At 69.8% G+C, this 12966-nt stretch carries 11 protein-coding genes; 10 read left to right on the top strand and 1 reads right to left on the bottom strand.

What is annotated here, in order from left to right:
* Positions 1 to 35 precede the first annotated feature (35 nt).
* Together CLV01_RS27730 and CLV01_RS27725 are read left to right on the top strand one after the other, a co-directional pair.
* Positions 36 to 1277 (top strand): ABC transporter substrate-binding protein, encoded by a 1242-nt coding sequence (locus CLV01_RS27730; RefSeq protein ID WP_047219193.1) that lies wholly within the window; start codon positions 36 to 38, stop codon positions 1275 to 1277.
* Positions 1274 to 2026 (top strand): ABC transporter permease, encoded by a 753-nt coding sequence (locus tag CLV01_RS27725; protein ID WP_170962118.1) that lies wholly within the window; start codon positions 1274 to 1276, stop codon positions 2024 to 2026. Before CLV01_RS27730 ends, CLV01_RS27725 begins: the two co-directional genes overlap by 4 nt.
* Before the next feature lie 21 nt (positions 2027 to 2047).
* Here the strand turns inward: CLV01_RS27725 and CLV01_RS27720 are convergent, their stop codons facing one another.
* The gene (locus tag CLV01_RS27720) at positions 2048 to 2974 is read right to left on the bottom strand and encodes a LysR family transcriptional regulator (protein WP_099732728.1); all 927 of its coding nucleotides are present in this window, start codon (positions 2972 to 2974) and stop codon (positions 2048 to 2050) included.
* Positions 2975 to 3139: 165 nt separating this feature from the next.
* On the opposite strand from CLV01_RS27720, the gene CLV01_RS27715 reads away from it, so the two are divergent.
* The 8 genes from CLV01_RS27715 to CLV01_RS27680 all read left to right on the top strand — a co-directional run bounded on the left by CLV01_RS27715 (position 3140) and on the right by CLV01_RS27680 (position 12960).
* Positions 3140 to 4156: a porin gene (locus CLV01_RS27715; RefSeq protein ID WP_012207617.1), complete on the top strand. Its 1017-nt coding sequence runs from the start codon at positions 3140 to 3142 to the stop codon at positions 4154 to 4156.
* 36 nt (positions 4157 to 4192) lie between these two features.
* Entirely contained in the window at positions 4193 to 5170 is a 978-nt protein-coding gene (locus CLV01_RS27710; RefSeq protein WP_099735037.1) for a Bug family tripartite tricarboxylate transporter substrate binding protein, read from the top strand.
* Positions 5171 to 5181: 11 nt separating this feature from the next.
* Positions 5182 to 7041: a CocE/NonD family hydrolase gene (locus CLV01_RS27705; protein WP_099732729.1), complete on the top strand. Its 1860-nt coding sequence runs from the start codon at positions 5182 to 5184 to the stop codon at positions 7039 to 7041.
* Positions 7042 to 7123: 82 nt separating this feature from the next.
* Positions 7124 to 7936: an SDR family NAD(P)-dependent oxidoreductase gene (locus CLV01_RS27700; protein ID WP_082848312.1), complete on the top strand. Its 813-nt coding sequence runs from the start codon at positions 7124 to 7126 to the stop codon at positions 7934 to 7936.
* Between the two features lie 109 nt (positions 7937 to 8045).
* Positions 8046 to 9722 carry a VRR-NUC domain-containing protein gene (locus CLV01_RS27695; RefSeq protein ID WP_099732730.1) on the top strand — a complete coding sequence of 559 codons (1677 nt, stop codon included), beginning with the start codon at positions 8046 to 8048 and terminating at the stop codon, positions 9720 to 9722.
* On the top strand, positions 9719 to 12082 hold the full coding sequence (locus CLV01_RS27690; protein ID WP_099732731.1) for an ATP-dependent DNA helicase: 2364 nt from the start codon (positions 9719 to 9721) through the stop codon (positions 12080 to 12082). The genes CLV01_RS27695 and CLV01_RS27690 overlap by 4 nt, the downstream gene beginning before the upstream one ends.
* A gap of 68 nt (positions 12083 to 12150) precedes the next feature.
* A complete protein-coding gene (locus CLV01_RS27685; RefSeq protein WP_099732732.1) occupies positions 12151 to 12504 on the top strand; it encodes an energy transducer TonB in 354 nt (117 codons plus the stop codon).
* Between the two features lie 66 nt (positions 12505 to 12570).
* Positions 12571 to 12960 carry a VOC family protein gene (locus tag CLV01_RS27680; RefSeq protein WP_012207608.1) on the top strand — a complete coding sequence of 130 codons (390 nt, stop codon included), beginning with the start codon at positions 12571 to 12573 and terminating at the stop codon, positions 12958 to 12960.
* Positions 12961 to 12966 lie beyond the last annotated feature (6 nt).

Raw genomic sequence — 12966 nt, 5'->3', positions numbered from 1 at the left:
CGACTTCAACCATGCTCTTCTGAAAGGTCTTTCGCATGAGCTTCCAGGACCACCCTTCCTACACCCACATCTGCGCCTCGTCGGACTGCGGCTGCGGCCTCACGCGGCGCGACATGCTGCGCCTGGGCGCGCTGGCCACGGCCTCGGTGGCCGCGCCGCTGCTGGCCGCAGGCGATGCGCGCGCCCAGGCCTTCAAGGGCGATGACCAGCCCGTGAAGATCGGCTATCTGCCCATCACCGACGCCACGCCGCTGCTGGTGGCCCACGGCAACGGCCTGTTCGAGGCCGAAGGCCTCAAGGCCGAGGCGCCGCGCCTGTTCCGCTCCTGGGCCCAGATCGTCGAGGCCTTCGTCTCGGGCCAGGTCAACGTCATCCACCTGCTCACGCCCTCCACGCTGTGGGTGCGCTACGGCGCCAAGTTCCCCGCCAAGATCGTGGCCTGGAACCACGTCAACGGCTCGGGCCTGACCGTGCTGCCCGAGATCCAGAAGGTGCAGGACCTGGGCGGCAAGACCGTGGCGATCCCGTTCTGGTACTCCATCCACAACATCCTGCTGCAGGACGTGCTGCGCAAGGCCGGTCTCACGGCCGTGACGCGGGCGCGCGGCGGCGCCATTGCGGCCAACGAGGTCAACCTCGTCGTGCTGGCACCGGCCGAAATGGTCTCGGCCCTGGCCGGCAAGTCGATTGCGGGCTTCATCGTGGCCGAGCCCTTCAACGCCGCCGCCGAGATCGCGGGCGTGGGCAAGATGCTGCGCTTCTCGGGCGATGTCTGGAAGGACCACGCCTGTTGCGTCACCTTCCTGGCCGAGCGCGATATCGCCGACAAGCCCGAATGGGCGCAGCGCGTGACCAATGCCGTGGTCAAGGCCCAGCTGTGGACGCGCGACAACCGCCTGGCCGCCGCGCGCCTGCTGTCGAGCACCGGCGAGCGCCGCTACACGCCCCATCCGCAGCAGACGCTGTCCAAGGTGCTGGCCGCCACCGACTACGCCAGCTACGAGGCCAGCGGCGTGGTCGTCAACAAGGGCTGGCACCAGCGGCGCATCGACTTCCAGCCCTATCCCTATCCCTCGTACACCGAGCAGCTGGTGCGCGCCATCAAGGCCACCAAGGTCGAGGGCGACACGCGCTTCCTCGACAAGCTGGAGCCCAAGTTCGCGGCCACCGACCTGGTGGACGACCGCTTCGTGCGCAAGGCCATCCAGGCCGTGGGCGGCCCGCAGGTCTTCGGCATTCCGGCCGATTTCTCGCGCCGTGAAACCATCGTGGTGTGAGCCAGGTGTTGCGACGTATTGGATTGCCGCTGCTGGGCGCGGCCCTGGTCCTGGCCCTGTGGTGGGTGGGCGGCGCGCTGCTGGCGCGCAGCACGCCCGTGGCTGCGGCCTTCGCGCCCTGGCCTTCGCTGCAGGCGCTGGGCCAGCTGCTGACGGGCGCCGACATCTGGATGCACACCCTGCTGAGCCTGCAGCGCGTGGCCGTGGGCCTGCTGCTGGCCTTCGTGGTCGGCGTGCCGCTGGGTGTGCTGGTGGGCCTGTCGCGCGGGTTCTCGCAGGCGTTCTCGCCCGTGTTCCAGTTTCTGCGCATGATCTCGCCGCTGTCGTGGATGCCCATTGCCGTGATGGTGCTGGGCGTGGGCGACGCGCCCGTGTACTTCCTGCTGGCCTTCGCCGCCGTCTGGCCCATCCTGCTGAGCACGGCGGCCGGCGTGGCCCAGCTGGACCGCAACTGGCTGCTGCTGGCGCGCAGCCTGTCGGCCACGCGCACCGAGACCGTGCTGCGCGTGGTGCTGCCCGGCATCACGGCCCAGATCCTCACGGGCGTGCGCCTGGCCATCGGCATCATCTGGATCGTGCTGGTGCCCGCAGAAATGCTGGGCGTATCGGCCGGCCTGGGCTACTTCATCCTCGACACGCGCGACCGCCTGGCCTACTCGGAGCTGATGGCCGCCGTGGTGCTGATCGGCGCCCTGGGCTATGCGCTGGACCATGCGGCGCGCTGGCTGCACCAGCGCTGGATGCACTGAGCGGCCGGCATCACCGGGGCATCAGGCCTTCGGCATGTCGTCCACCGGGGCGGCATGCCCGGTGGCCACGATGGCCTGGACCAGCAGGGCGATCAGCGTGTCCTGCAGCGGCGACGGCACCGACGCCTCCAGCGAGGCAATGGCCAGCTGGTAGCGGATGCGCGGCCTGAACGGGCGGCTGGACAGGGCGCCGGGCTGGCAGTAGCTGGCCAGCAGGCCGTTGACCATGGACACGCCCAGGCCCTGCGCCACATGGGCGCAGGCCTCGCCCACGGAATGCACCTCCACGGCCACGCGCGGCTGCACGCGCGCATGGCGAAAGGCCATGTCGATCTCCTGGCGGATCTCGCGCTGGCGGCCCAGCAGGATCAGCGGGGCGTCCACCAGATCTGACGGCGTCACCTCGTCCAGCGCCTGCAGCGCATGGCCTTTGGGCATGATGCAGACGGCCTCGGACTCCAGGCAGGCCCGCGTGCGCAGGCCGGGCATGGTCATGGGCAGGCGCACCAGGCCGATGTCGGCGTCGCGGCTCAGCAGGGCCCGCTCGGTCTCGGTATAGGAGCCCGACAGCACTTCCAGCACCACGTCGGGATGCGCCTGCATGAACTGGTGGGCAATGGCCGGCATCAGCGAGGTGGCCAGGGTGCCGGGCACGGCCACCTTGAGCAGCCGGCGCTTGAAGCCGCCCAGCCGCAACTGCTCGGCATGGCGGCGAAAGCACTGGGCCGAATCCATGAGCACCTGGGCGTCGTGCAGCAGGGCCTCGGCCTCCTGCGTGGGCACCAGGCGGCCTTTTTCGCGGATGAAAAGCCGCAGGCCCAGGTCCTGCTCCAGCTGGGCCAGCAGGCGGCTGATGCCGGGCTGGGACAGCCCCAGGCGCTCGGCCGCACCCGTGGTGGAGCCGCTGAGCATGATGGCCTGGAAGGCTTCGAGTTGCTTGAAATTCATGGGTTGTACAGGCGGTGCTTGCATGATGGCAGCGTGGCCGGGGGCGCGCACGGCGCATCACGAATCGCATAGGGTAATACGCGTCCGTCATACCGTTGTGGTGGATGCGGGGGCTCCTGAGAATCGGCGGCGTCAGAACACGCACAACACAAGGAGCAAGATTCCATGAAGGCCCTGCCAAGCATTGCCGCCGTCTGCAGCCTGTCCATCGCGGCCCTGGGCCACCCGATTGCGCATGCGCAGGACATGCAGGTCTACGGCCAGATCCGGCTGACCGTGAACCACCTCAAGACCGGCAATGCCGGCTCCACCATGGAAGAGCGCGACAACGCCTCGCGCCTGGGCTTTCGCGGCAAGGAGGAGCTGGGCGGCGGCCTGCAGGCGCTGTTCGGCATGGAGATGGGGCTGGATGCGGACACGGGCTCGCTGACCACGCCGGCCTTTCGCAACAGCTACGTGGCACTGCGCGGCAGCCTGGGCACGGTGGCCCTGGGCCGGCTGGACTCGGCCAATCCCACAGGCTCGCCGCTGTACTCGCAGGTCACGGGCATCACCTCGTTCGCGGCCAATGACGCCGGGGCCACGGCCATCGGCACCTCCATGCTCAATGCGCGCAACCGCACCTCCAACTCGCTGGGCTACCAAAGCCCGTCGTGGGGCGGCACGGTGTTCCGTGCGCGCTACTACCTGCGCGGCGATGCCAAGGCCCCAGGGCTGGAGGACGACGCCAGATCGCTGGACCTGGGCCTGAGCTACGCCGCAGGCCCGTGGACGGCCGGCCTGGGCTACGCCAAGGACACGCGCGCCGGGGGCCTGCTGGCCAACGAGTTCGACAGCAAATGGCAGATGGGCCTGCGCTACAGCTTTGGTGCCATCGAGCCCTATGTGCTGCTGGGCCGCGACCGCTTCAACCACAAGCCCGGCGTCTCGCGCGCCGACGTGGACTACTGGATGCTTGGCACGCGGCTGCGCCATGGCGCACACGCCGTGGTGCTCAACCTGATGCAGCGCGACGTGCAGACCTCGCTGACCGGCAAGCGCAGGCGCCAGCAGCTGGCCTATACCTATGCGCTGTCCAAGCGCACCGAACTGCAGGCCTTCGTGGACCACGACGGCGTGGACTCCAGCCGCCCCAACGTGGCCGTGCGCGCCATCGGCGCGGGCGTGCGCCATGACTTCTGACCGTCCTGCACACCCGCATCAAGAATGGAGATTCCCATGACCCACTTCCAACGCTTCCTGTCCATGGCTTTCCTGGCACTGGGCCTTGCGCTGGGCCTGGCGCCCTTGCCCGGCCATGCGGCCGAATTCCCGGAAAAGCCCGTGCGCATCGTCGTGCCATTCCCCGCCGGTGCCGCAGCCGATGCCGCCATGCGCGTGGTGGCCCGCAAGATGTCCGAGCTGTGGCGCCAGCCCGTGGTCATCGACAACCGCCCCGGCGTGCATGGCTTCCAGCTGGTGTCTTCCGCGCCGGCCGATGGCTACACCCTGCTGCTGGGCGCGGGCTCGGGCATGGTGACGGCGCCGCTGCTGTCCAGCAAGCTGTCCTACAACCCCTCGCGCGACTTCGTGCCCGTGGGGCGGGTGCTGATCAACGTGCCCATCCTCACCACGCACCCCAGCCTCAATGTGAGCACCGTGCAGGAGCTGGTGGCGCTGGCGCGCAAGAACCCCGGTGCGCTGAACTACAGCTCCAGCGGCAACGGCACGCCAGGCCATCTGTCCATGGAAATGTTCCAGGCCGCCACGGGCACGCGCATGCTGCAGATTCCCTACAAGGGCGGCGCGCCCGCCGTCAACGAACTGGTGGGCGGCCATGTGCAGCTGGGCATCAATGCCGTGCCCAGCGTGGTGCTGCAGATCAAGGCCGGCAAGCTCACGCCGCTGGCCGTGGCCAGCGCCACGCGCTCGCGCGCGCTGCCGCAGGTGCCCACCATGGCCGAGGCGGGCGTCAAGGACTTCGAATACGACATCTGGTATGCGCTGTTCGCGCCCACCGGCACGCCGCCTGCGGTGGTGGCCAAGGTCAATGCCGCGCTGGTGCGCTCGCTGCAGGACCGTGAAGTGGCCAAGTCTCTGGAGGCACAGGGCGCCGAGCCCGCGCCCACCACGCCCCAGGAGCTGGCGCGCTTCATGCAGGAAGACACGGCGCGCTGGGCCAAGCTGGTCAAGGAACGCAACCTCAAGCTCGACTGAGCGCCAGCAGCATGAGCAACACATCAATCACCCACCTGGGCGGCGTGGTCCGCCACAGCCTCGTCGTGCCCATGCGCGACGGCGTGCGCCTGGCCACCGACCTGTATCTGCCCGAGAACCTCGGCCCCCACCATCCCGGCCCGCTGCCCGTGCTGCTGGAGCGCACGCCCTACGGCAAGAACGAGGAAACGCGCCGCGAGCGCAGCGCGGCCAACCTCCTTCCCATGCGCCGGGGCGAGGTGGCGGCCCGCTTTGCGCGCGAAGGCTATGCCGTGGTCGTGCAGGACTGCCGGGGCCGCTTCGGCTCCGAAGGCCAGTTCACCAAATACCTGGGCGAGGCCCACGATGGCGCCGACACCCTGCAATGGATCATGGAGCAGCCCTGGTGCAACGGCAGCGTGGGCACCTACGGCCTGTCCTACGCCGCGCACACGCAGACTGCGCTGGCCACGCAAAGGCCGCCGGGCCTCAAGGCCATGTTCCTGGAATGCGGCGGCTTTGCGAATGCCTACCGGGGCGGCATACGCCACGGCGGTGCCTTCGAGCTGAAGCAGGCCGTCTGGGCCCTGCGCAATGCGCGCAGCGGCAGCAACCACCTGGAGCCCGCAGCGCGCCAGGCGCTGGAGCAGGCCGACATCGGCCAGTGGTGCCTGCGCCTGCCCTGGTCGCGCGGCGACTCGCCGCTGCAGTGGGCGCCCGAGTACGAGGACTACCTGTTCAGCCAGTGGGAGCGCGGCAGCTTTGACGACTACTGGCGCCAGCCCGAGCTGTACGCCGCCGGCCACTACGGCGCCTTCGACGGCCTGGCCGTGATGCTGATGTGCGGCTGGTGGGACCCATATGCGCAGACCACCACGGACAACTACCTGGGCCTGTCGCGCGGCGATGGCCGGGTCCGCATGGTGCTGGGCCCCTGGACCCATGGCGAGCGCAGCGTCCCGCATGCGGGCGATGTGGATTTCGGGCCCGATGCCGTGCTCGACGGCGCACTGGCCGACGACTACGTGGCCATGCGCCTGGCCTGGTTCGACCACTGGCTCAAGGGCCGGCCCATGCCCGCGCGCCAGCAAGCCGCCGTGCGCTACTTCCGCATGGGCGGCGGATCGGGCGCGCGCACGGCCCAGGGCCGGCTGGACCACGGCGGGGCCTGGCGCAGCGCCGACCACTGGCCCGTGCCCGGCACGCAGCCCACGGCCTGGCACCTGCACGCCGACGGCAGGCTGGCCCGCGAGCCCGCGCCGCAGCCGGGCGTGCGCAGCTACCGCTTCGACCCGGCCTGCCCCGTGCCCACCCTGGGCGGCTCCATCACCTCGGGCGAGCCGCTGATGTTCGCAGGCGCCTACGACCAGGTCACGCACGAGAGCACCTTCGCCGCCCGCCCGCCCTACGGCCCGCTGTCCGAGCGTGGCGACGTGCTGGTGTTCCAGACCGAGCCGCTGCAGCAAGACCTGGAGGTCACGGGCACCATCACCATCGAGCTGCAGGTGTCCTCGTCCGCGCCCGACACGGACTTCACCGCCAAGCTCATCGACCAGTACCCGCCCAGCGCCGACCATCCGCAGGGCTATGCGATGAACATCACCGACGGCATCCTGCGCTGCCGCTACCGCAACTCATGGGAGCAGCCCGAGCTGATGGCGCCCGGCGAGGTGGTGGCCATCACCATCGAGCCCATGCCCACCTCCAACCTGTTCCGCAAGGGCCACCGCATCCGCCTGGACATCTCCAGCAGCAACTTCCCGCGTTTCGACGTGAACCCCAACACCGGCGCGCCCGAGGGCAGTGCGGGGCCCAGGCAGGTGGCGGTCAACAGCGTGCACCTGGGAGGCTGCCATGCCTCGCGCATCGTGCTGCCGGTGGTGGCGGTCTAGGCGGAGAGCACACGCGTTTGGCTGCCTGGCATGTTTCGCAATTTGGTTGTACCATGCAACCAAATTGCGAAGGAACATCGCCATGGACATGCAGCAGCGTCAGTTGGAACTGGCCGGCCCCCTGCCGGCCCTTGCACCATCGGGGCGGCTTCGGGGGCGTGTCTGCCTGGTGGTGGGCGCCACCAGCGGCATAGGCCGGGCCACCGCCCTGCGCATGGCCGAGGAGGGCGCCGCCGCCGTGGTGGTCACGGGGCGCCGCCGTGAGCTGGGCCTGGAGCTGGAGCAGGAAATCCGGCAGCGAGGGGCAGACGGCCTTTTCCTGGCCTGCGATGCAACGCGGCAGGAGGACATGGCGGCGGTGGTGGAGCAGGCCGTGGCGCGCTTCGGGCGGCTGGACGCGGCCTTCAACAATGCGGGCTTCCAGGAGCGGCGTGCCGCGCTGGCCGAGCAGGATGATGCGGTCTTCTCCCAGGTCTTCGATACGAATGTGCGTGCGGTCTTCCACGCCATGCGCCATGAACTGGCGGCCATGCTGGCCACGGGCGGCGGCACCATCGTGAACAACACCAGCGTCAGCGGCATACGCAATCCCAACCCGGGCCTGTCACTGTACGGCGCCTCCAAGGCTGCGGCCCTGTCGCTGACCCGCGCCGCCGCCATGGAGTACGCGCCGCGCGGCATCCGCATCAATGCCGTTGCCCCTGGCCGCGTGGTCACGGACATGATGCTGGGCTCGGGCATTGCCGACATGCATGCCGTGGCGGCGGGCCTGCCGCTGCGCCGCATGGGCCATCCGCAGGAGGTGGCCACGGCCGTCGTCTGGCTGATGTCGGACGAGGCGGCCTTTGTGGTCGGTCACTGCCTGGCGACCGATGGCGGCTTCCTGGCCGGATGAGCCTGCCCGGGGCAAGTCCGTTGCGCGAAGTGAGCACTACCGGGTTTGATATGATGACTGTATAAAGATACAGTTTTCGAGCGGCCTGGCTGCCCGATCTGCCAGGCCCATGCTCCCTCCCCACCGCTTCTACTACCTGCACAACTTCCAGCGCGCGCTGGACTGGATTGGCCAGCGTTACGGCGATCTGCTGGACGCGCCCGAGCAGGCATTCCTCACCCGTTTCACGCAGCTGCCCCAGCCCTCGCAGGCGCTGATGGTGCGTTTGCTGATGCGGCGCGGGCCGTGGTTTCGGGCCGGCAAGCTGGTGTACGAAGAGATCCCCGGCATTGCCGAGGCAGCCGCGCCCCTGCTGGAGCTGGGCTGGCTGGATGCGGGCCACCCCATGGCGCTGGAGGAGCTGTTTGCGCTGCACACCAAGCCCGAGCTGCTGCAGCTGTTCGCAGGCTCACACGTTCACTCAGGCCTGCGCAAGGCCGAGCTTTTGCAGGCCCTGCAGCCCCTGCATGAGGCGCCCAGGCCCTATGCGCAATGGCAGCCCCAGGGCGTCGGAGCCGGCGAAGCCGCCTGGCGCGTGATGGTGGGTGCGCTGTGCGAGCGCTTTCGGCTGATGTTCTTCGGCAATCTCTACCAGGACTGGTCGGAATTCGTGCTGGCCGACCTGGGCGTGTTCCGCTACGAGGCCGTGGCCTTCGATGCGGCGTCGCGGGCCTTCCAGTCGCGTGCCGATGTCGATGGCTACCTGGCCCTGCAGGCCTGCCGCGCGGCGCTGGATGAGGGCGTGGAGATCGATGCGCTGCTGCAGCAGGTGGTCGGTTGCGCCAGCGGCAATGCCTGGCTGGAGCAGCGCCGCGCCAAGGTGCTGCTGCGCATAGGCCAGGCCTGCGAGCGTATGCAGGACTGGGAGCGTGCCGAGCAGGCCTATGCGCAAAGCCGCTACCCCGGCGCCCGCCACCGGCGCATGCGTGTGTACGAGCGCATGGAGCGCTTTGCCGATGCCATGGCGCTGGCCCAGGCCGCCCAGGCCCAGCCCGAGAGCGACGAGGAGCTGCAGCGCGTGGCGCGCATGCTGCCGCGCCTGCGCCGCAGCCTGGGGCAGGGCGCGCGCGGGCGTGCGGCGGCGCTGGCGCCCGTGGTGGCGCAGATGCGCATGGACGTGGAGCTGGAGCTGCCGGCGCGGCCCGCATCGGTCGAATACGTGCTGCGCGACCATTGGCACAGCGACGCCGCGCCGGTGTTCTACGTGGAGAACGCGCTCATCAACTCGCTGTTCGGCCTGCTGTGCTGGCCGGCCATCTTCGCGCCGCTGCCGGGCGCCTTCTTCCACCCGTTCCAGAGCGGCCCGGCCGACCTGTCCGCGCCCGACTTCGTGCAGCGCCGCGCAGCCTTGTTCGAGGAATGCCTGGCGCATCTGGACGATGGCAGCTGGCGCGAGGTCATCGTGCAGCGCCATGCCGACAAGCAGGGCCTGCAGTCGCCCTTCGTGTTCTGGGGCACGCTGAGCGCGCCGCTGCTGGCGCTGGCGCTGGACTGCATTCCGGCCGCCCACCTCAAGCTGTTCTTTGCGCGGCTGCTGCGCGACGTGCAGGCCAACCGCACGGGCTTTCCCGATCTGGTGCGTTTCTGGCCGGCCGAGCGCCGCTACGAACTGGTCGAGGCCAAGGCCCCCGGCGACAAGCTGCAGGACAACCAGATCCGCTGGCTGCAGTACTGTGCCGAGCACGGCATTCCCGTGCGCGTGTGCCATGTGCAGTGGCGCGGCCAGCCGCTGGGAGAGGCCGCGTGAGCTACACCGTGGCCGTGCGCGCGCTGTGCGAGTTCACGGCACGCGCGGGCGACCTGGACCTGCGCTTCACGCCCGCGCCCAGCGCGCTGGAGGGCATGGCCGGCCACAGCCTGGTGCAGTCGCGCAGGGGCAAGGACTACGAGACCGAGATCAGCCTGGCCGGTGAATACGGCGACCTGCGCGTGCGCGGCCGCGCCGACGGCTTCGACCCCCAGGCCGGCCAGCTGGAGGAAATCAAGACCTACCGGGGCCAGATCGAGGGCGTGCGCGCCCACCACCGGGCACTGCACTGGGCCCAGGCGCGCATCTACGCCCATCTGCTGTGCCAGGCGCGCGGCCTGCAGCGGCTGCGCGTGGCCCTGGTGTATTTCAACGTGGGCAACTCGGAGGAAACCGTGCTGGTGCAGGAGGAAGACGCGGCCACGCTGCGCGCCTTCTTCGAGCAGCAATGCGCGCTGTTCCTGGACTGGGCGCGCAGCGAGGCCGCCCACCGCGCGGCGCGCGAGGCGGCGCTGGCCGCGCTGCGCTTTCCCATGCAGGGCTTTCGCGCGGGCCAGCGCGAGCTGGCCGTGGCCGTCTACCGCGTGGCGCGCGCGCAGCAGGGCGGCCAGTGCCTGATGGCGCAGGCGCCCACGGGCATCGGCAAGACGCTGGGCACCATCTTCCCCATGCTCAAGGCCATGCCGGACCAGGGCCTGGACCGCCTGTTCTTCCTCACGGCCAAGGGCACGGGCCATGGCCTGGCGCTGCAGGCGCTGGCCAGCGTGAACCGGCAGATTGCCGAGCAGCATCCGCCCTTGCCTGAGGAGCCGGATGCGCCACAACCGCTGCCCTCGCCACCCGCACCGCCCGCACCGCCCGCAAGGCTGCGCGTACTCGCCATCCTGGCGCGCGACAAGGCCTGCGAGCACCCCGACAAGGCCTGCCACGGCGACTCCTGCCCGCTGGCGCGCGGCTTCTTCGACCGGCTGCCCGCCGCGCGCGCCGCCGCGCTGCAGCAGGCGCCCTGGGACCCGCCCGCCGTGCGTGCCGTGGCGCTTGCGCACGACATCTGCCCCTACTACCTGTCCCAGGAACTGGTGCGCTGGAGCGATGTGGTCGTGGCCGACTACCACTACTTCTACGACAGCGCCGCCATGCTGTACGCGCTCACCCAGGCCCAGCAATGGAAGGTGGGCGTGCTGGTGGACGAGGCCCACAACCTGCTCGAGCGCGCGCGCCGCATGTACACGGCCGAGCTGTCGCAGTTCGCCCTGGCCGCCGCCCGCAAGTCGGCCACCGGTGCCGTGCGCAAGGCGCTGGACCGGCTCAGCCGCAGCTGGAGCGCGCTGAACAGGGAGCAGACCGCCAGCTACCAGGCCCATGAGGAAGTGCCCGCAGGCCTGCTGGGCGCCGTGCAGCGTGCCGTTGCCGCCATCGCCGACGCCAATGCCGACAGCCCCATGCTGCCCGGCGACCCGGTGCTGGACTTCTACTGGGAAGCGCTGCAGTTCATGGCGCTGGCCGAGCAGTTCGGCGGCCATGCGCTGTTCGATGTCCACCTGCTGCCCGGGCGTTCAGGGCCCCGTCGCGCGCCGGCCTCCACGCTGTGCATACGCTGCGTGGTGCCCGCGCCCCACCTGGCGGCACGCCATGCGGCGGCCCATGCCTCGGTGCTGTTCTCGGGCACGCTGAGCCCGCCGCACTTCTACCGCGACATCCTGGGCCTGCCCGAAGGCACGCACTGGCTGGAGGCCGACTCGCCCTTCCAGGCCGACCAGCTCGATGTGCAGGTGGCCGGCCACATCTCCACGCGCTACCGGGACCGCGACCGTTCGCTGCGGCCCATCGCCGATCTCGTGGCCGCGCAGTACGCGCGCCGGCCCGGCAACTACCTGTGCTTTTTCAGCAGCTTCGACTACCTGCAGCGCGTGGCCGAATGCCTGCAGCGCGCCCATCCCGATCTGCCGGTCTGGCTGCAGACCCCGTCCATGGACGAGGAGGGTCGCGCGGCCTTCCTGGCCCGCTTCACCGAAGCCGGGCAGGGCGTGGGCTTTGCCGTGCTGGGCGGTGCGTTCTCCGAGGGCGTGGACCTGCCCGGCGAGCGCCTCATCGGCGCCTTCGTGGCCACGCTGGGCCTGCCCCAGGTCAATCCCGTGAACGAAGAGATGAAGCGCGCTATGGATCGCCAGTTCGGCGCGGACAAGGGCTATGACTACAGCTATCTCTACCCGGGCCTGCGCAAGGTGGTCCAGGCCGCAGGCCGCGTCATCCGCAGCGAGCGCGACCGCGGCGTGGTCTTTCTCATCGACGACCGCTATCGGCGCGGCGAGGTGCAGGCGCTGCTGCCGCGCTGGTGGCGGGTGGAGGGCATGCGATGATCCGGGCCCGCACCAGTCCGCGACTGACATCCCCACCCCCATCCCGTCCCCATCCAGGAGCCTTCCGAATGCCCCGCATGCGCTGCGCCATCCTTGCATTGACCCTGGGCCTGCTGGCCGGTGGCCCGGCTGCGGCAGGCGTGGTGCAGCCTGTGCCCGACAGGCAGGCCAGCGAGAACAAGATGCCGGCCTATCCCAAGGAAGCCAGGCGGCTGGAGCAGGAAGGCAAGGTGGTGCTGCGGGTTCTGGTGGGCGCCAGCGGAAAGGCACTGGCCGTGGATGTGGCAGACAGCAGCGGCTATCCTCTGCTCGACCAGGAGGCGCTGGACGCCGTGCGGACGTGGCGCTTTATCCCCGGCACGCGCGACGGCGTGCCGGACAGCATGTGGACGCGCGTGCCCGTCACCTTCCTGCTGAAATAGCGGCATGCCGGTGGTGGCAGGTTTGTACCCGGTGCGTGCCCTGCGCAGCGACACAAGGAGCATTCCATGAAGATCGTCATCACCAGCGTGCTCGTCGACGACCAGGACAAGGCCCTGGCCTTCTACCGCGACGTGCTCGGCTTCGTTCTCAAGCACGACATTCCCATGGGCGGCGATGCGCGCTGGCTCACCCTGACATCGCCCGGCGATGCCGATGGCGTGGAGCTGCTGCTGGAGCCCGACATGCACCCGGCCGCCAGGCCGTTCAAGACCGCCCTGCATGCCGACGGCGTGCCGGCCACCTTCTTCGGCGTGGACGACGTGCAGGCCGAGTACGAGCGCCTGAGCGCGGCCGGCGTGCGCTTCACCAGGCCGCCGACGCATCTGGGGCCGGTCACGATTGCGGTGTTCGACGACACCTGCGGCAATCTCATACAGATCAACCAGCGGCATTGAGCGGGG

The sequence above is a fragment of the Delftia sp. 60 genome (assembly GCF_002754395.1).
In the GTDB taxonomy this organism is placed as follows: domain Bacteria; phylum Pseudomonadota; class Gammaproteobacteria; order Burkholderiales; family Burkholderiaceae_C; genus Comamonas; species Comamonas acidovorans.
The sequence above is the reverse complement of the archived record's forward strand: the minus strand, read 5'-3'. Positions and strand labels throughout refer to the sequence as shown.